The organism is Streptomyces sp. NPDC044704, assembly GCF_056433525.1.
This window is the reverse complement of sequence record NZ_JBWKGY010000003.1, coordinates 271,744-290,319: the sequence shown is the minus strand read 5'-3', so window position 1 is coordinate 290,319 and position 18,576 is coordinate 271,744. Positions and strand designations below refer to the sequence as shown.

At 71.8% G+C, this 18,576-nt stretch carries 15 protein-coding genes; 5 read left to right on the top strand and 10 right to left on the bottom strand.

What is annotated here, in order from left to right:
- Positions 1-6: 6 nt before the first annotated feature.
- Positions 7-309 (bottom strand): type II toxin-antitoxin system antitoxin, encoded by a 303-nt coding sequence (locus AC07B0_RS08795; protein WP_356872591.1) that lies wholly within the window; start codon positions 307-309, stop codon positions 7-9.
- The gene (locus AC07B0_RS08790; RefSeq protein WP_478897379.1) at positions 306-1,232 is read right to left on the bottom strand and encodes an SPFH domain-containing protein; all 927 of its coding nucleotides are present in this window, start codon (positions 1,230-1,232) and stop codon (positions 306-308) included. Before AC07B0_RS08790 ends, AC07B0_RS08795 begins: the two co-directional genes overlap by 4 nt.
- 243 nt (positions 1,233-1,475) lie before the next feature.
- Between AC07B0_RS08790 and AC07B0_RS08785 the strand changes: the two genes are divergently transcribed.
- Positions 1,476-3,761 (top strand): transglycosylase domain-containing protein, encoded by a 2,286-nt coding sequence (locus tag AC07B0_RS08785; protein WP_469376614.1) that lies wholly within the window; start codon positions 1,476-1,478, stop codon positions 3,759-3,761.
- A gap of 80 nt (positions 3,762-3,841) precedes the next feature.
- Here the strand turns inward: AC07B0_RS08785 and AC07B0_RS08780 are convergent, their stop codons facing one another.
- The 4 genes from AC07B0_RS08780 to AC07B0_RS08765 all read right to left on the bottom strand — a co-directional run bounded on the left by AC07B0_RS08780 (position 3,842) and on the right by AC07B0_RS08765 (position 10,130).
- Positions 3,842-5,305, bottom strand: coding sequence for a catalase (locus AC07B0_RS08780; RefSeq protein WP_356872586.1), 1,464 nt, complete (start codon positions 5,303-5,305; stop codon positions 3,842-3,844).
- A gap of 79 nt (positions 5,306-5,384) precedes the next feature.
- A complete protein-coding gene (locus AC07B0_RS08775; RefSeq protein WP_469376934.1) occupies positions 5,385-7,217 on the bottom strand; it encodes a SpoIIE family protein phosphatase in 1,833 nt (610 codons plus the stop codon).
- Between the two features lie 687 nt (positions 7,218-7,904).
- Positions 7,905-8,624, bottom strand: coding sequence for a cytidylyl-2-hydroxypropylphosphonate hydrolase (fomD, locus tag AC07B0_RS08770; RefSeq protein ID WP_356872583.1), 720 nt, complete (start codon positions 8,622-8,624; stop codon positions 7,905-7,907).
- A gap of 102 nt (positions 8,625-8,726) precedes the next feature.
- Positions 8,727-10,130, bottom strand: coding sequence for a class II fumarate hydratase (locus tag AC07B0_RS08765; protein ID WP_356872581.1), 1,404 nt, complete (start codon positions 10,128-10,130; stop codon positions 8,727-8,729).
- A 107-nt stretch (positions 10,131-10,237) separates the two neighbouring features.
- Between AC07B0_RS08765 and AC07B0_RS08760 the strand changes: the two genes are divergently transcribed.
- A complete protein-coding gene (locus AC07B0_RS08760; protein WP_469376619.1) occupies positions 10,238-11,767 on the top strand; it encodes a ricin-type beta-trefoil lectin domain protein in 1,530 nt (509 codons plus the stop codon).
- Between the two features lie 86 nt (positions 11,768-11,853).
- Here AC07B0_RS08760 and AC07B0_RS08755 read toward each other — a convergent pair whose 3' ends face one another.
- The 3 genes from AC07B0_RS08755 to AC07B0_RS08745 form a co-directional block, all read right to left on the bottom strand.
- Entirely contained in the window at positions 11,854-12,630 is a 777-nt protein-coding gene (locus AC07B0_RS08755; RefSeq protein ID WP_467290158.1) for a glycerophosphodiester phosphodiesterase, read from the bottom strand.
- A 117-nt stretch (positions 12,631-12,747) separates the two neighbouring features.
- Complete coding sequence (locus AC07B0_RS08750) at positions 12,748-13,368, bottom strand: hypothetical protein (RefSeq protein WP_469376621.1); 621 nt, start codon at positions 13,366-13,368, stop codon at positions 12,748-12,750.
- A gap of 139 nt (positions 13,369-13,507) precedes the next feature.
- Positions 13,508-15,172 carry a fumarate hydratase gene (locus AC07B0_RS08745; protein WP_356872573.1) on the bottom strand — a complete coding sequence of 555 codons (1,665 nt, stop codon included), beginning with the start codon at positions 15,170-15,172 and terminating at the stop codon, positions 13,508-13,510.
- Positions 15,173-15,318: 146 nt separating this feature from the next.
- On the opposite strand from AC07B0_RS08745, the gene AC07B0_RS08740 reads away from it, so the two are divergent.
- Positions 15,319-15,984, top strand: coding sequence for a DUF1707 SHOCT-like domain-containing protein (locus AC07B0_RS08740; RefSeq protein ID WP_356872571.1), 666 nt, complete (start codon positions 15,319-15,321; stop codon positions 15,982-15,984).
- A 208-nt stretch (positions 15,985-16,192) separates the two neighbouring features.
- The gene (locus AC07B0_RS08735) at positions 16,193-16,588 is read left to right on the top strand and encodes a WhiB family transcriptional regulator (RefSeq protein WP_467290165.1); all 396 of its coding nucleotides are present in this window, start codon (positions 16,193-16,195) and stop codon (positions 16,586-16,588) included.
- A 133-nt stretch (positions 16,589-16,721) separates the two neighbouring features.
- Here AC07B0_RS08735 and glpX read toward each other — a convergent pair whose 3' ends face one another.
- Positions 16,722-17,753, bottom strand: a complete 1,032-nt coding sequence (gene glpX, locus AC07B0_RS08730) for a class II fructose-bisphosphatase (RefSeq protein WP_356872569.1) — start codon at positions 17,751-17,753, stop codon at positions 16,722-16,724.
- A gap of 227 nt (positions 17,754-17,980) precedes the next feature.
- On the opposite strand from glpX, the gene AC07B0_RS08725 reads away from it, so the two are divergent.
- Entirely contained in the window at positions 17,981-18,508 is a 528-nt protein-coding gene (locus AC07B0_RS08725; RefSeq protein ID WP_467290711.1) for a DUF4245 domain-containing protein, read from the top strand.
- The last annotated feature ends 68 nt before the right edge of the window (positions 18,509-18,576 follow it).

Below are 18,576 nucleotides of genomic sequence, written 5' to 3'. Positions count from 1 at the left end.
CCGCGGTCAGGAGTCCGGTGTGCTGCGCGGGCGGCCGCGCGGGCGGATCGGGGCCGCTCCGCCCGGCAGCCGGCCGGAGTCGGCGAGCGCCCTGCGCAGCAGGAACTCGATCTGCGCGTTCGCGCTGCGCAGTTCCTCCCCCGCCCAGCGGGCGAGGGCGTCGTACACCTGGGGGTCGAGGCGCAGCAGCACCTGCTTGCGCGCCTGCTTGCCGGCCCGGGGTGGCTGCTCCTGGCTCCCGGCCCGGCCCCGGTCCGGCTCCGGGGCGTCCGGCTCGCCGCCGGGCCGCGTGCCGCCGGCGGGGCTCACTGGTAGAGGGTGCCCGCGTTGATGACCGGCTGGGCCGCGCGGTCGCCGCACAGGACCACCATCAGGTTCGACACCATGGAGGCCTTGCGTTCGGGGTCCAGGTCCACGATCTCCTCCTCCGCCAGGCGGGTGAGGGCGAGCTCCACCATCCCGACGGCGCCCTCGACGATCTGCTTGCGGGCCGCCACGACCGCCCCGGCCTGCTGGCGCTGGAGCATCGCGGAGGCGATCTCCGGAGCGTACGCGAGATGCGTGAACCGGGACTCGATGATGTGCACGCCGGCGGCCTCGACGCGGGTCGCCAGCTCGGCGGCGAGCTTCTCGGTGATCTCCTCGGCGTTGCCGCGCAGGGAGAGGCCGCCCTCGTCGTGGGAGTCGTAGGGGTACTCGATGGCGATGTGGCGCACGGCCGCCTCGGTCTGCGTCTCGACGAACTCGGTGAAGTCCTCGACCTCGAAGACCGCCCGGGCGGTGTCGGCGACCCGCCAGACCACGACCGCCGCCAGCTCGATCGGATTGCCGTACGCGTCGTTGACCTTCAGGACGGCCGTCTCGTGGTTGCGCACCCGGGTGGAGATCTTCTCGCGGGAGGTGAACGGGTTGACCCAGCGCAGTCCGTCCGCCCGGATGGTGCCCCGGTAGCGGCCGAACAGCTGGACCACCCGGGCCTCGCCCGGAGCCACGGTGTTCAGTCCGCTCATGGCGATGATCGAGGCGAGGACCAGCAGGACGCCCAGCGGGATCACGGAGGCCTGGACCGCGACGGCGCCGGCCGTCGCGCCGAGGACGATCACCCCCACCCCGGCGGCCACGCCCACCAGACCGCCCAGCAGGGCCAGCCCGCCGCCGACGCTGTGTGCCGGGAACTCCCGTACGTCGCTCGGTCGCGTGCCCACGGCCGTCGCGTCCACTGTCGCTGTCATGGATTACCCCCGTTTGTCATTCCGCGTCCGGTCGAGGCCGACCGAAGCGCCTAGCAAAGTGATATCACTTTTTGCGGAGTCCGCAACCCTTCAGGCATCGTGAGCGTCGGTTCCATTGGAGTGGGTGCTGATTCTCACGTCCGAATTGACCGGTATTGATCAGGGTTGACCAACCTTTGTCACAGCCTGCGGTGTTAGTTTTCTGAGCTGACGTCGGGGGGGTAATCGAGCGGAGCGGGAGCGATGGGCCGAGCAGAAGCGCGACGAGCGCAGCAGCAGCGCGGTGCGCGGAAAACGCCGCGCGGGCGCGCCAATGGCAGCGCCGGCAGACCAACCGGCATACGCCGCTTCTTCACCTGGAAGAAGATCCTCGGCACGTTCCTCGGGCTGATCCTGCTCGGCATAGTCGGGGTGGTCATCCTCTACTTCTCCGTGGACGAGCCCACCGACCCGAACAAGACGGCGACGCTCCAGAGCAACACCTACAAGTTCGCCGACGGCTCCGTCATGGCCCGCACGGGCGACGTGAACCGCGAGATCCTCCCGATCGACAAGATCCCGGAGGACGTGCGCACCGCGTTCATCGCCATCGAGAACAAGTCCTTCTACAGCGACCGCGGCATCGACGTGATGGGCGTGGGCCGGGGCCTGTTCAACACCCTCCGGGGCAAGGGCACCGCGGGCGGCTCGACGATCACCCAGCAGTACGTCAAGAACTACTACCTGACGCAGGACCAGTCGCCCACCCGCAAGGTCCGGGAGCTCATCATCTCCCTCAAGGTCGACCAGCGCATGGAGAAGGACGACATCCTCGCCGGTTACCTCAACACCAACTTCTACGGCCGCAACGCCTACGGCATCCAGGCCGCCGCCCAGGCCTTCTACGGCGTGGACGCCGAGAAGCTCACCCTGGAACAGGGCGCCTACCTCGCCGCCGTCATCCAGGCCCCCAGCCAGTACGACTGGGCGACCGCCGGGCCCAACGGCAAGCGGCTCGTCATGATCCGCTTCAACGCCGTCCTCGACAACATGGTCGAGATGGGCAAGCTGGACGAGGCCAAGCGCAAGACCCTGAAGTTCCAGGAGCCCATCAAGCCGAAGACCCGCCCGGGCCTGGAAGGCCAGAAGGGCTACCTGGTCCAGGCCGCCGAGGCCGAGATGAACAAGCAGAACATCACGGACGCCGACATCGCGGCCGGCGGCTGGACGATCACGCTCAACATCGACAAGAAGAAGCAGGCCGCGCTGGAGAAGGCGGTCCAGGACGAGCTGGAGTCCAAGCTCGACCGCAAGGACCCCAAGAGCCGTCCCCAGGACCAGAGCGTCCAGGCCGGCGCCACCTCCGTCGACCCCAAGACCGGCGCGATCGTCGCGATGTACGGCGGTACGGGACTGGCCGACAAGGACCAGAGCAACGCCCTGCGCACCGACTACCAGCCGGGCTCGACCTTCAAGCCGATCGTGCTGGCCTCCGCCATGGAGACCGGGGCGACGACGCAGGACGGCAAGGAGATCACTCCCAACGCCCTGTACGACGGCACCAGCAAGCGCAAGGTGGTCGGCAGCGACGTCCCGTTCAACCCGCAGAACCAGGACGACATCAACTACGGCGAGCCGATGATGACGGTGCAGGAGGCCACGAACTCCTCCGTCAACTCGGTGTACGCGCAGATGATCGTCGACGCCAAGCCGAAGAACGTGAAGAAGACCGCGCTCCAGCTCGGCATGGTGGACCGCAAGGGCTGGCCGGACGACCAGCCGGCCATGTCGCTGGGCACGATGAGCGCCAACACCGTCGAGATGGCCGCCGTCTACGCCACCTTCGACAACCACGGCAAGAAGGTCACCCCGACCATCATCAAGACGGCCGAGCACAAGGACGGCGAGTTCAAGCCGGTCCAGCCCATCGGCGGCCAGGCGATCTCCCGCCAGACCGCCGACACGGTCACCAAGGTGCTCACCGGCGTCGTCGCCGAGGGTTCGGGCCAGGCCGTGCGCAGCGGCGCCTACGAGGCCGCCGGCAAGACCGGTACCGCCGAGCTGAACGTCGCCGCCTGGTTCACCGGGTACACCCCGGAACTGGTCACCGTCGTCGCGATGTTCGGCGAGGACCCCAACAGCCACAAGCAGGTCACCCTGACGGGTACGGCCGGCAAGGGCCGCGCGGGCGGTTCCAGCTTCCCCGCCGAGATCTGGAAGGCCTACACGCTCGCCGCGCTCAAGGGCGTCGACACGGCCGAGTTCCAGCTGACGGAGGCCCGGATGGGCGTCCCGGTCGCCCCGAGCCGCAGCGCGACCACGCCCGCCCCCTCCGGCTCGTCCTCCTCGCCGGCGCCGAGCACCAGCTCCAGCCGGCCGTCGAACACCCCGGACCCGACGCGCAGCAGCGGCAAGCCGGATCCCTCGGGCAGCAAGGACCCGACGGCGCCGACGAAGGACCCGACGAAGACCGCCGACCCGACGAAGACGGCGGATCCGACGAGGTCGTTCATCTTCCCGCCCAACAGGCCGAACCCGCCGCAGCAGTAGCGGTACCGGCCCGCGGACACCGCCGCCCCGCAGCGATCACGCTGCGGGGCGGCGGTGCGTCCGGACGCCGTCGGCGCGGGTCAGGAGTCCTCGAACCGGGCGGCGATCCGGTCGCCGACGCCCTTGTCGACGTTGCGCCAGTACCGCAGGGCCCGCTCCAGGACGGGGCCGCTGACGCCGTCCGCCAAGTGCCCGGCGACGTTCGACACCAGCCGCTCCCGGGCCGCGTCGTCCAGCACCTCCCGGACCATCGTGCCCGGCTGGCCCCAGTCGTCGTCCTCCGCGCGCAGGGTGTACGCCTCCCGCACCATCTCGCCCGCCGTCGCCCAGCCGGCCGGCTCCCCGAAGCGGGCGGTGTCCGCCGCGGGGCCGCCGTAGGAGTTGGGAGCGTACGGGCGGGCCGCCGCCGAGGCCTCGAAGCGCATCGCGCCGTCCTTCGCGTACGAGGACACCTGCGACCGGGCCCGGTTCGGCGGCAGCTGGGCGTAGTTCGCGCCGATCCGGTACCGGTGCGTGTCCGGGTACGAGAACAGCCGGCCCAGCAGCATCTTGTCCGGCGACGGGCCGATGCCCGGCACCAGGTTCGAGGGCTCGAACGCGGCCTGCTCTATGTGGACGAAGTAGTCGTCCGGGTTCTTGTCCAGGGTCATCCGCCCGACCTCGATCAGCGGATAGTCCGCGTGCGGCCACACCTTGGTCAGGTCGAACGGGTTGAAGCGGTAGTCCGGCGCGTCCTCGAAGGGCATGACCTGCACCTTCAGGGTCCAGCTGGGCGGTTCGCCGCCCGCGATCGCCTCGGACAGGTCCCGCCGGTGGAAGTCGGGGTCCTCGCCCGCGATCCGGTCGGCGTCCGCCTGCGTCAGGAACTCGATGCCCTGGTCCGTCGTGAAGTGGTACTTCACCCAGAACTTCTGGCCGCCGCCGTTGACCCACAGGTAGGTGTGCGAGCCGTAACCGTTCATGTGCCGGTAGGACTTGGGGATCCCGCGGTCGCCCATCAGCCACGTCACCATGTGCGCGGACTCCGGGGACAGGGTCCAGAAGTCCCACTGCATGTCGTGGTCGCGCAGCCCGTTGTCGGGCCGGCGCTTCTGCGAGCGGATGAAGTCCTGGAACTTGCTCGGGTCACGGACGAAGAAGACCGGCGTGTTGTTGCCGACCAGGTCGTAGTTGCCGAACTCCGTGTAGAACTTCAGGGCGAACCCGCGCGGGTCCCGCCAGGTGTCGGGGGAGCCCTGCTCCCCGGCGACGGTGGAGAACCGGGCCAGCACCGGGGTCCGCCGCCCCGGCTGGAACAGGTCGGCCCGGGTGAACTGGCTGACGTCGTTGGTCACCTGGAAGACGCCGTACGCGCCCGACCCCTTGGCGTGCACCACCCGTTCGGGGACCCGTTCGCGGTTGAACTGGGCCATCTTCTCGATCAGGTAGTGGTCCTGGAGCAGGACCGGACCGTCCGGGCCGACGGTGAGCGAGTGCTCGTCGCTCTCCACCGGGATCCCGGCGTTGTTGGTCGTGTACGGGACCCTCTGCGCGTCCTGGGTCACGAGCGGCCTCCCCTGGGGGTCGGTGGGATCGGGCAGCCCCCCGGCTCACGCCGGAAGGCACCCTCCCGCGCCTACCCAGTCAACGCCGGTCATGCGCACCCGGCAACGGGAGCTCGAACCAGACGACCTTTCCGCTGCTCAGGCGGGTGGCGCCCCAGCGCCGGGCCAGCCGGTTGACGAGGAACAGGCCGCGCCCGCCCTCGTCGGTGTCCCGGGCCCGCCGCTGGCGCGGCAGCTGCGGCGAATCGTCCCCGACCTCGCAGCGCAACACGTCCGTGCGCAGCAGGCGCAGCGTCACGGGCCGCTCGGCGTACCGGACGGCGTTCGTGACCACCTCGCTCACCAGCAGCTCCAGGGAGTCGCTGAGGTCCTCCAGACCCCACCGGGTCAGCGCGCGCCGGGCGAACCGGCGCGCCCGGCCCGGAGCGGTCTCCTCCGGGTCCAGGAACCAGTACGCGACGTCGCTGGGCGCGATCCCGTCGAAGCGGGCCGCCAGCAGGGCGATGTCGTCGTCCCGGTCTCCGGGGCCGAGCATGTCCAGGACGTCGTCGCAGAGGGCCTCCAGCGGCGGCGGGTGGTCCAGCCCGGTCAGCTGGGCGGTGGTCGCCAGGCGTTCGCGGAGCTGCTCGATGCCGGTCCACACGTCCCGCAGCCGGGACTCCACCAGCCCGTCCGTGTACAGCAGCAGGGTGGCCCCGGCCGGGGCGTCCAGCTCCACGGCCTCGAAGTCCACGCCGCCTACGCCGATCGGGGCACCGGGCGGCACCCGCAGCACCTCGGCGCGGCCGCCCAGGTGCAGCAGCACCGGCGGCGGGTGGCCGGCGTTGGCGATGGTGATGCGGTGCGAGACCGGGTCGTAGACCGCGTACAGGCAGGTGGCCATCCGGTCCGAGCCCAGCCGCTGGGCCTGTTCGTCCAGGTGGTGCAGGACCTCCGCGGGCGGCAGGTCCAGCTGCGCCAGGGTCTGCGCGGTCGTACGGAGCTGGCCCATGATCGCGGCGGAGGTCATGGAGTGGCCCATGACGTCGCCGACGACCAGCGCCACCCGGCTGCCGGGCAGCGGTATGGCGTCGTACCAGTCCCCGCCGACCCGGGCCGTCTCGGCGGCCGGGAGGTAGCGGGAGGCGAGCCGGACCCCGGTGGGCTGGGGCAGGCTGTCGGGCAGCATCGTGCGCTGGAGCTCGTCGGCGATGTACGCCTCGCGGCCGTAGAGGACGGCCTTGTCGATGCCGAGCGCGGTGTGGGTGGCCAGCTGCGCGGCGACCAGCAGGTCGTTCTGCTCGAAGGCGTCCCGGTCCGGGGTGCGCAGGAAGACCGCCGCGCCGATCACCCGGCGGCGGCCCCGCAGGGGGGCCAGGATGGCCCGCTGGCCGCGCGGCACGGGGTGTTCGGACCCCAGCAGCTCCGGCAGCGCGTCCTTGGCGCCGGCGGCGGACCCGAAGACGGGGCGTACGCCGCGCAGCACCTCGGCGAGGGCCCCGCCGGGGCGGATCTCGCACAACTCGGCGGCCGGCAGGTCACCCTGCGGGCCGACCAGCGGGAGCTGGCTGAAGTCGAGCTCCCCGGCGGCTCCCGGGGCTCCCGCGCTCTCGCTCGCCCCGCTGTCGGTGAGATCGTCGATCGGCCGCAGCCGGTCGGTGCGCCGGAGCCTTAAAACGACCGGTCCGACGGGCCGCTCGTCGCCGACCGGGAGCGGGTCGCGCAGGTAGACGAGGATCGCGTCCGAGAACGTCGGCACGGTGGCCCGGCACAGGCCGAGCACGATCTCGTCGAGGTCGATGCCGCGCGCGATGCGGCGCGTCGCGGCGCCGACGAACCGCAGCCGGTCGCCCTCCCGGCGCGCCACGCCCGCCTCCGGGCCGGAGCCCGGTACCGGCGTACCGCCGCCGTGCCGTCCGGCGCCGACGGGCAGGGCGGTACCCGGCTCCCGGGGGGCCTCGGGAGCGCCCGGGGGCAGCAGGGGGGCCGTCCCGAGGGGAGCGCGGGGGCCGGGCGGCCCGCCGTGCCCCGGGACGGTGTCGGCCGGGTCGCGCCGGCCCGCGTTGCGGGCGGCCTCGCCGTCGCGGGTCCGCGCACCGCCGCCCGGACCCGGACCCGGGTCCGCCGCGCCGTGGCCGGCCGCGCGGGAGGCCCCGTCGGGCTGCCCGGAGCCGCCCGGGCCGGCCGCGGCGGTGCCGCGCGGCCGGGGGAGCTCGGCGCCGCCCTGGCCGGAGACCGGAACCTGCGCATGCGTGCGTACGGCCTCGGCGGCCGCGATCGGGGCCTTGCCGTGGCCTGCCTCGTCCGAACCTCCGCCGGAGGCACCGGCGGGCTGCGGGCCCTCCTGGGAGGTGGGATACTCCGTCACGCGTGGAATTCCGTCCGTTTGCGCTGGATGTGCGCTGCACTCAACTCGGTCAGTCGCGGTATACCCGCTCAGCGGCGGGGACACCTTCGCCCCCTGGTTCCGCGTCCCGCTCGTTACCTCTCGTTCTGCGTTGACCTCCGGTCAAGTCCCGGTCGCCGCAGGTCATTTGCGGTTGCGGGACCTGATGGCGGCCGCGCGCGCGACCGGCGGAGGACGATCCTACGTTTCAACCCCGGGGGCGCATCAAGGGTCTCATGAGGTCATATGCGCCGGGGTGCGGTCCCAGTCCTCGGGAAGAGGGGGGACGCCCCAGGCCGGATCGGGCCGCCATTCGGGCCAGCCGCCGGAGAACGGAGCCCCCCACGCCCGGATCACCTCCACCGCGGCGTGCCCCGCCTCCCGCACCCGCCGTGCCTGCTCCGGGTCCATCAGGCCGATCCGCTGCGCCTGCGCGAACTCGTCCTCGTCCAGCCACTTCCAGCTGCGGTCCGGGTAGACGGCGATGTCGAGGAAGTGGTCCTCGGAGTCGACCCCGCCGGCCCACCGGGCGCGGGGTTCCTCCAGGTTCACGTACCAGTTCTTGAACTGCCAGTCATGGTCCCAGAACAGCCACACCGACCACGGTTCCCCGGGCCGGGCCAGCTTCAGCACGCCCCCGCCGAACCAGCGCGACCGTACGGTGGTCCGCGGTGCGGTGTAGCGGGTGGCGAGCGGCTCCGCGTGCACGGAGGTGCCGTCCGCGAGGACCGGCTTGACGCATTCGGTGCCGGGCGCCATCCACACGGCCAGCAGCTCGTCGGTGTCCTGCACGACGGTCACCGGGCGGCAGATGTGGACCGGGCCCTTCAGGCCCGGGGCGTGGTCGCGGTAGCGCCAGAGGATCTGCTCTCCGGGCGTCCAGTGCGTGCCCCGCGTCCCGTCGCGCGCCTCGCCTCGCGCCGGGCCGCCCCCGGGCCTGAAGGTACCTGTCATGCGCAGATCTTAGGGCTGGCGCCCGTACGGTTGCTGCGGTGCAGGTCACGGAGGTGCCCGGGGACGGTAAACGACCGGATTCGGCCCCTGTCCGGGAACCGGTCAGGGCCGGGTCATCCGCAGGACGTCGAGCGCCTCGTCGAGTTGTCCGAGGGTGAGGTCGCCGCGCTCGACGTAGCCGGACTCCAGCACGACCTCGCGGATGGTCTTCCGTTCCGCGAGCGCCTTCTTGGCGACCTTGGCGGCCTCCTCGTAGCCGATCCAGCGGTTCAGCGGGGTCACCACGGAGGGCGAGGATTCGGCGTACTCCCTGGCACGCTCGGAGTTGGCGGTGATCCCGTCCACCGTGCGGTCGGCCAGGAGGCGGCTTCCGTTTCCGAGCAGGCGGATCGATTCGAGCAGGTTCCGGGCCATCACCGGGAGCATCACGTTGAGCTCGAAGTTGCCGGCGGCGCCCGCCACGGCGACCGTCGCGTCGTTCCCCATCACCTGGGCGGCGATCATCAGGACGGCCTCGGGGACGACCGGATTGACCTTTCCGGGCATGATCGAGGACCCCGGTTGCAGATCCGGGAGATTGATTTCGGCCAATCCCGTGCGCGGCCCGGAGGCCATCCAGCGCAGATCGTTGGAAATCTTGGTGAGTGATACGGCGACCGTCCGCAGCATTCCGGAGGTTTCCACGAGCGCGTCCCGCGCGCCCTGCGCCTCGAAGTGGTTGCGGGCCTCGGTCAGCGGCAGCCCCGTGGCCGCGGCCACTTCCGCGATCACGGCGGCGGAGAAACCGGGCGGGGTGTTGATCCCGGTGCCGACGGCCGTGCCGCCCAGCGGCAGTTCGGCCAGCCGGGGCAGCGCCGACCGCAGTCGCTCGATGCCGTAGCGGACCTGGATGGCGTACCCGCCGAACTCCTGGCCCAGGGTGACGGGAGTGGCGTCCATCAGGTGCGTGCGCCCGGCCTTGACCACGGTGGCGAACTCGGCCTCCTTGCGCTCCAGCGCCTCCGCGAGGTGCTCCAGCGCCGGGATCAGCTCGCCGGTGACGGCGGCGGTGGCGGCGATGTGGATGGAGGACGGGAAGACGTCGTTGGAGCTCTGCGAGGCGTTGACGTGGTCGTTGGGGTGCACCTCGCGGCCCAGCCGCTCCGTGGCGAGGGTGGCGATCACCTCGTTCGCGTTCATGTTGGACGAGGTCCCGGAGCCCGTCTGGAAGACGTCGACGGGGAAATGGGCGTCCCAACGGCCGTCCGCGACCTCCACGGCGGCGGACCGGACGGCCTCCGCGAGCTCCGCGTCCACCACGCCCAGGCGGGCGTTCACCACGGCGGCGGCGGCCTTGATCCGGGCCAGGGCGGCGATGTGGGCGCGCTCCAGACGCTGGCCCGAGAGCGGGAAGTTCTCCACCGCGCGCTGGGTCTGCGCGCGCCACTTGGCGTGGGCGGGTACCCGTACGTCACCCATCGAGTCGTGTTCGATCCGGAACGCTTCGGGCTGCTGATCTTCGGTCATGTTCGTGACCTCCTCAAAAAGTTGAGCAATTGTCTTGTTCGAAGTGTTCCCAACTCCCCTACCCACCAGTAAATACCGTGGGTAACACCGACTTCGGGGAGGCGTTCATGGCACGTGCGCGTACGAAATCCAGGCTCAGATCTACCGTCGTCTCGGTCGCGGCGATCGCGGCCGCCCTCGGGGGCGTCACCGCCGTCACCCCCATGGCCCAGGCGGCCCCGGCCGCCGGAGTCTCCGTCACCCCCCTGCCGCCGGAGCTGGAGGCGGTCCGGGCCGCCGAGGCCACCCGGATCTACGGCGACCCGGCGATCCGCCCGCCCGCCCAGCGCAAGACCGGTCTCATCTCGCTCGGCGACAGCGAGATCTCCGGCGAGGGCGTCGGCAACTACGACCCCGCGACGAACACGCCGTCCAACCAGTGCCACCGCTCGCCCGACGCGGCGATCCACCGCACCGGCATCCAGGCCGACCTGACCTTCAACGTGGCCTGCTCCGGCGGCTACACGGGCAACATCAGGATCGGCGGCAGCAAGCAGTACGCGGACGAGCTGGTCCAGAGCGACAGCCTGGCCATCAAAGCACGCAACACGAAGATCAAGATGGTGTTGCTGGTCGCCGGTGCCAACGACGACCTCCAGTTCGGCCCCGTCATGACCGACTGCGTGACCCGCTGGGTGCTCAGCCAGGGCACCTGCGAACCCAAGTACGCCCCCGGCTGGCAGGCCCGTGTCGACGGCCTCAAGCCCAAGGTGGAGTCCACCGTCGCGGACCTGAAGACCGTCATGCGCGACGCGGGCTACGCCGACTCCGACTACAAGCTCGTCGTCATGGGCTACCCCAGCCCCATCGGCCCCGACTTCAACGACAACCCGAACTTCCCCGGCAAGCTCCCCGGCGGCTGCGCCGGCTACGACTCCGACGCCACCTGGGGCCGCAACCACGCCGTGCCCACCTTCGAGAAGGGCATGCGCGCGGCCGCCCGCGACGCGGGCGCGCTCTACCTGGACAACTCGCGCCTCTTCCACGGCCACGAGGTGTGCATGGAGGACACCTGGGCCCGCGGGCTCTACCTGGACCTCGGCGACCACTTCCCGTGGGACGAGAACACCGCCCGGCAGTCCTTCCACCCCAACTACCGCGGCCACGGCGCCTTCGCGTCCTGCCTCACCCAGTTCTACGCCTCCGGCCTGCGCGAGGCCTCCTGCGCCGACCCGGCGAGCACCGGGACCCCCGTCCTCCAGGCCGGGGCCTGGGACGACCTGTACGCGCCCCTGAAGAGCGAGGCGACGGGCAACTGCCTCGACGCCTTCGGCGGCTCCAGCGCCAACGGCACCAAGGTGGTGGGCTGGGACTGCCACGGCGGCCGCAACCAGGGATGGTGGTACGACACCGTCCGCAAGTCGGTCCGCGTCGAGCTGACCCACGACCGCTGCCTGGACGTCCCCGGCGCCTCCTACGGCAACGGCACCGGCCTGGTCCTGTGGAACTGCCACGGCGGCGCCAACCAGCAGTTCGTCCGGGACGGCGCCACCCTGCGCCCCTCCGCCGCCCCGGGCATGTGCCTGACGGTGGCCGCCGCGCACGAGCAGCTGCGCCTGCAACCCTGCAACGGCTCCGCGAACCAGCGCTTCGCGTAACCGCCCTCCGCCCGCCCCTCCGCCCACCCCGGGGCCCCTGCGGGCCCCCGACCCCCCACGCCCGGCCGGCGCACCCCGGCCGGGTGTCACACGTCGCGCAGCAGTTTCCGTACGTCGCGGGGCCGGTTGGTGATGATCGCGTCCACGCCGAGCCGGACGCACAGCTCCACGTCCTCGGGCTCGTCCACGGTCCACACCCGCACCGCCAGCCCCTTCGCCTTCAGCCGCCCCACCAGCCCCGGATCCCGGCGTACGAGCTCGATCCCCGGGCCCGCGTGGGTGGCGTACGGGGGCCGGGCCGGCCTGACCCGGCGTTCCATCAGGTAGACGGCGGGCAGCCCGGGCGCCAGCCGGTGCATCCGGGTCAGCGCGTTCCGCGAGAAGCTCATCACCTCGACGCGCCCCGACGCCCCGTCCGCCAGCCCGTACTCCCGCAGCAGCCGGACCAGTTCGGCCTCCAGCCGGCCGCCCGCCCGCGACGGGTGCTTCGTCTCGACGGCCAGCCCGACGGGCCGGTCCGCGGCCAGCGCCTCGCGCAGCAGGTCCTCGAAGAGCAGTACCCGCGCGCCCGCGTGCCCGTCCCCCTTCCACGCCCCGAAGTCGAGGGCGGACAGCTCCTCGTAGGTCAGGGCGGAGACGACCCCGCGCCCGTCCGAGGTCCGCTCGACCCGCCGGTCGTGCACGCACACGAGCCGCCGGTCGGCACTCAGCCGGACGTCGCACTCCAGCGCGTCGGCCCCGTCGGCGATGGCCTGCCGGTAGGCGGCGAGCGTGTGCTCGGGGTGCTCGTGGGAGGCGCCCCGGTGGGCGATGACCCGCACGGTGCGGGCGGGGGAGAGGGAAGAGGTGGACTGCCGGTTCATGCGTCAGACGTTAACCGGACGGGGTGGACGGGCGGCCACCGCGTGACGCTCGGGGGCTGAACGCGTCGTGACCTCGCGCCGCGTCCCCTGCGGCCCCCGCCACGGCTACGGCTACGGCTACGGCTTCGGGAGCGGGGGGAGCGGGGGGAGGGGGGCCGGAGTGACCTTGAAACCGCCCTTCGTCACCGTCGTGAAGGGGGCGGGGGCCATGCAGGTGCCCACCGTGGCCTGGGCGGCCCCGCCGTCCGGCTCCTGCCTCGGGGGGTCGATGTTCGCGACGCCCCAGGAGAAGCCCACGCGGTCCGGCGCGCCGTGCTCGCCGTCCTGGACGCTGATCCCGATCCGCTTGCCCACCCAGCCGGTGTTCGACTTGGTGACCACGGCGGTGACCGTAGCCGTCCTGCCGCCCGTGACCAGGCAGTCCACCTCGGCCTCGGACGTGCCGGTGACGTCGTGCTCGGGGGAGTGGTGGTACACGGTCACCTTGCCCCGGGCGTCCGTCGGCATGCCCCGGTTCGGTTCGGTGTCCGGGAACGGCTTGCTGAACGGGACCGCGTCGGCGTCGACGGTGAAGCGGATGTCGTCGCCCGGGGAGTACGCGTACAGGACCGTGGCCCCGCCGTGCACGGCCGCGAGCTTCGCCCCCGCCGGGGCGGCGGGGGCGGGGCCCGCCCCGATCAGGGTGGCGAGCAGGGCGGCCGCCCCGGCGGCGGCGAGGGCGCGCGTACGGTTCTTCATCGTGGAACTCCCGGTCGGAGAGGGCTGTTCGGGCAGGGCACCAGCCTCGCCGGGAGTCAGCCCGTGATCCATCTGCCGATCGGCGGACATGCGCGGGGGCCCCTCTGCCGATCGGCAGAGGGGCCCCCGGGAACGCGCGCTACAGGCCCGGGCCGCGGACCGGGATGTGGGTGAACGTCGGCTCCGGGGCCGGGTTCTGGAAGAAGTCGTTGCCCTTGTCGTCCACGACGATGAAGGCCGGGAAGTCCTCGACCTCGATCTTCCAGACCGCCTCCATGCCGAGCTCCTCGTACTCCAGGACCTCGACCTTCTTGATGCAGTCCTGCGCCAGGCGCGCCGCCGGGCCGCCGATCGAGCCGAGGTAGAAGCCGCCGTGCGTGCCGCACGCGTCCGTCACCTGCTGCGAGCGGTTGCCCTTGGCCAGCATGACCTTGGAGCCGCCCGCCGCCTGGAACTGCTCGACGTAGGAGTCCATGCGGCCGGCCGTGGTCGGGCCGAAGGAGCCGGAGGCGTAGCCCTCGGGGGTCTTCGCGGGGCCCGCGTAGTAGACGGGGTGGTCCTTCAGGTACTGCGGCATCGGCGCGCCCGAGTCCAGCAGCTCCTTGATCTTGGCGTGCGCGATGTCGCGCGCCACGACCAGGGGTCCGGTCAGGCTCAGCCGGGTCTTGACCGGGTGCTTGGTCAGGGTCGCCAGGATGTCGTCCATCGGCTGGTTCAGGTCGATGGAGACCACGTCCGCGGACTCGTTCAGCTGCTCGTCGGTGGTCTCCGGCAGGAAGCGCGCCGGGTCCGTCTCCAGCTGCTCCAGGAAGACGCCCTCGGCGGTGATCTTCGCGGTGGCCTGGCGGTCGGCCGAGCAGGACACGGCGATGGCGACGGGCAGCGAGGCGCCGTGGCGCGGCAGGCGCACGACCCGCACGTCGTGGCAGAAGTACTTGCCGCCGAACTGGGCGCCGATGCCGATCTTCTGGGTCAGCTCGAAGACCTGCTGCTCCAGGGCCTCGTCGCGGAAGCCGTGGCCCAGCGGGGAGCCCTCGCGCGGCAGCTCGTCCAGGTAGTGGGCGGAGGCGTACTTCGCGGTCTTGAGGGCGTGCTCGGCGGAGGTGCCGCCGACCACGATCGCCAGGTGGTACGGCGGGCAGGCCGCGGTGCCGAGCGAGCGGATCTTCTCTTCCAGGAACTTCATCATGGAGGCCTCGTTGAGGACCGCCTTGGTCTCCTGGTAGAGGAAGGACTTGTTGGCCGAGCCGCCGCCCTTGGCCATGAAGAGGAACTTGTACGCGCCGCCGTCGGTCGCGTACAGCTCGATCTGCGCGGGCAGGTTCGAGCCGGTGTTCTTCTCCTCCCACATGGTGATCGGGGCCATCTGCGAGTAGCGCAGGTTGAGGCGGGTGTACGCGTCGAAGATGCCGCGGGAGAGGGCCGCCTCGTCGCCGCCTTCGGTGAGCACGTTCTGGCCGCGCTTGCCCATGACGATCGCCGTGCCCGTGTCCTGGCACATCGGCAGGACGCCGGCCGCCGCGATGTTCGCGTTCTTCAGCAGGTCGAGCGCGACGAACTTGTCGTTCGAGGAGGCCTCGGGGTCGTCGATGATGCGGCGCAGCTGCGCGAGGTGCGCGGGGCGCAGGAAGTGCTGGATGTCGTGGATGGCCTCTTCGGCGAGCTTGCGCAGCGCCTCCGGCTCGACCTTGAGGAACGTACGGCCGTCCGCCTCGAAGGTGGACACGCCCTCGGCGGTCACCAGCCGGTACGGGGTGGTGTCCTCGCCCAGGGGCAGCAGGTCGGTGTACGCGAACTCCGGCATTGGGGGCATTCCTCACTCGGCAGACAGCGCTGGCGACCAATTGGCAGCGCGGTTGTCCAGCGTAGGACCTCCCGGCCGTGCGATGTTTGTGAGGTAAGGCTCACTCAGTCGTATCGCGATCTATCGTGTCTCGCTATGCTGACCCCGTGGACCTGGAAAAGCACCCCGCCGCCCCCGCCGCTCCCGCGGCCGCCGCCCCCGCCGAGCTGCGTGCCTCCGACGCCGACCGGGACCGGATCGCGCAGATCCTCTCCGACGCCCTCGCCGAGGGCCGGCTGACGCCCGAGGAGCACTCCGAGCGCCTGGACTCCCTCTACGCCCTCAAGACGGTCGGCGAGCTGGACGTCCTCGTACGGGACCTCCCGGCGGCCCCCGGCGCCGCCGCCGGCCCGGCCGCCGTGAGCGCCGCGCCCGGCGCGTACACGGAGACCGTCGTCGCCGTGTGCAGCAGCTCGGCCCGCAAGGGCCGCTGGCGCCCCGGAGCCCGCACCCGGGCGGTCTCGGTCATGGGCGACATCAACATCGACCTGACCGAAGCCGTCTTCGAGCAGCAGGTCACCGAGATCAACGTGACCTCCGTACTCGGCAACGTCGAGATCATCGTCCCGGAGAACGTCACCCTGCGCGGCTACGGCAGCGGGGTCCTCGGCAACTTCGAGGTGCGCGGACAGGGCCGCGGCGCCACCGACCCGCAGGCGCCGGTCGTGATCGTCCGCGGCTTCGCGCTGCTCGGCAACATCGAGGCCCACCCCAAGCTCGGGGCCCGCCTGGTCGACCTGGCGCTCAAGCTCCGCAAACGCCTGGAGGGCTGAACGCCGGGCGGACGGGCGGGGCCGACGGGCAGGGTCGACGGGCAGGGTCGACGGGCGGGGCGGAACGGCACGCACACGGCCCCGGTGCCTGCGTCGTATTTCGGTCGAACCTGGCGCCCCCGGCGCCAGGCGGCGCATAGGGGCACGCGCAGCGGGTAGGGACTGGTGCATCGTCTCTCGCTCGCGTATACGTCGTCAGGAGTAGACCGTGCCGCATCCGCCGCATCAGTCCCTGCAGGCAGCCGTCGTCCAGAGCCTTCCGACGCGGACGGCCGCCGTGCCGAAGCCACGGGTGCCGGCCAGGGAAGAGGACGGCCCCTGGCACGCGGAGGCGGTGTGCCGCAGGGACGAGGCGGGACTCTTCTTCGCCCCCTCCAAGGAGCCCACCGCGGCCCGGCTCGCCCGCGAGGAGGCCGCCAAGCGGGTCTGCGCGCGCTGCCCCGTCATGGTCGCCTGCCGGGAACACGCCCTGCTCCAGCCCGAGCCCTACGGGGTCTGGGGCGGTCTCACCGCCGCCGAGCGGCGCGTGGTGCTGGGCCGCCGCAGGCGCCGCGCCGCCGAACTCCTGCCCGGTGCGCCCGGGCCGATCGCCGCGGCGGGCTGAGCCCGGCCCGCCGCGCCACCGGCCCCGCCGGGCGCGCGGTACGACGTACGGACGCGAGAGGGGCGGTCCCGCCGCACACGGGACCGCCCCTCACGTCATGCCGCCCTCCGGGCCGGCCGCTCCCGCCGCGCTCCTACTGGGCGCGGTCGAAGTCGATGCCGCTGTAGGCGCGCAGCTTCGACAGCCGGTGGGTGGAGTCGATCTGCCGGATCGTGCCCGACTTCGAGCGCATGACCAGCGAGGACGTGGTCGCGGTCTCCGAGCGGTAGTGGACGCCGCGCAGCAGCTCGCCGTCCGTGATGCCGGTGGCGACGAAGAAGACGTTCTCGCCGGACACCAGGTCGTGCGTGGTCAGGACGCGGTCCAGGTCGTGGCCGGCGTCGAGAGCGCGCTGGCGCTCGGCGTCGTCCTTCGGCCACAGCTTGCCCTGGATCGTGCCGCCGAGGCACTTGATCGCGCAGGCCGAGATGATGCCCTCGGGGGTGCCGCCGATGCCGAGGAGCAGGTCCACGCCGGTGCCCTCGCGCACCGCCATGACCGAGCCCGCGACGTCGCCGTCCGAGATGAACTTGATGCGGGCGCCCGTCTCGCGGATCTCCTTGACGATGCCCTCGTGGCGGGGGCGGTCCAGGATGACCACGGTGACGTCCTCGACGGCGATGTTCTTCGCCTTGGCGACGCGGCGGATGTTCACCGAGACGGGGGCGTTGATGTCGACGAAGTCGGCGGCCTCGGGGCCGGTGACGAGCTTGTCCATGTAGAAGACCGCGGACGGGTCGAACATGGTGCCGCGGTCGGCGGCCGCCAGGACGGCGATCGCGTTGGGCATGCCCTTGGCGTTGAGCGTGGTCCCGTCGATCGGGTCCACGGCGATGTCGACCTCGGCACCGGTGCCGTCGCCGACCCGCTCCCCGTTGAAGAGCATGGGGGCTTCGTCCTTCTCCCCCTCGCCGATGACGACGACGCCGTTCATCGAGACGGTGGAGATCAGGGTGCGCATCGCGTTGACGGCGGCGCCGTCGGCGCCGATCTTGTCGCCGCGGCCGACCCACCGGCCGGCGGCCAGGGCCGCGGCCTCGGTGACCCGGACGAGCTCCAGGGCGAGGTTGCGGTCGGGGGAGTCGGGATGTACTTCGAGCTGGGGCGGCAGGTTGTGCTCGGTCATCGGAGCGCACCTTTCTGTACGACGACGGCCGGGATGTGAGGGTGCTGGAACTCTATCGGTACGTCGACATATTGAGCAGAGCGGGTCACGTATGAGCGGAATATCGGTCAAGGCGTTGGCGTGAGCGGACGTCTTGCGTCCCACCGTGCGCCTACCCGCGCACCGACACGGCACCCCCCGGCGGTGATCGCCCCCCTGGGATGCGGGACGATGGTGCCGTGGCAGGTATGAAGGGCAAGCAGACGGTCTGGGACATGGTCCGGTCGCTGGCGGTGATCGGCATCGTCGTGGCGGGGATCTACCTCTTCGTCCCGCACGACGAGGACGCGGATCCCACGCGCACCGTCGACTACCGGGTGGAGACGCTCACGGCCCGGCGCGCGGCGCCGTACCCGGTGGCGGCCCCCGCGGGGCTCTCCGGGGAGTGGCGGGCGACCTCGGTGACGTACGAGCGCAAGAACGCCAACGCCTGGCACCTGGGCTTCCTCGGCCCCGGCAAGGAGTACGTGGCGGTGGAGCAGTCCACCGACGTCTCGCCGAAGTACCTCGCGAAGGTGACCCAGGGCGCGAAGGCCGGCGGGAAGACCGAGCAGGTCGGCGACCGGGCGTGGGAGCGCTGGGAGGGCGAGAAGTACGACGCGCTCGTGCGGCAGGAACAGGGCTACGTCACGGTCGTGACCGGCACGGCCCCCTTCGAGCAGCTCGCGCAGATGGCGGCGGCGCTGGAGTTCAAGCAGGGCCCGGACGCCCCGTAGTCCCCCTGACGCACGTGGAAGAGGCCGCCCGCCCCGGGATTCCGGGCGGGCGGCCTCTTCGTGTGTCC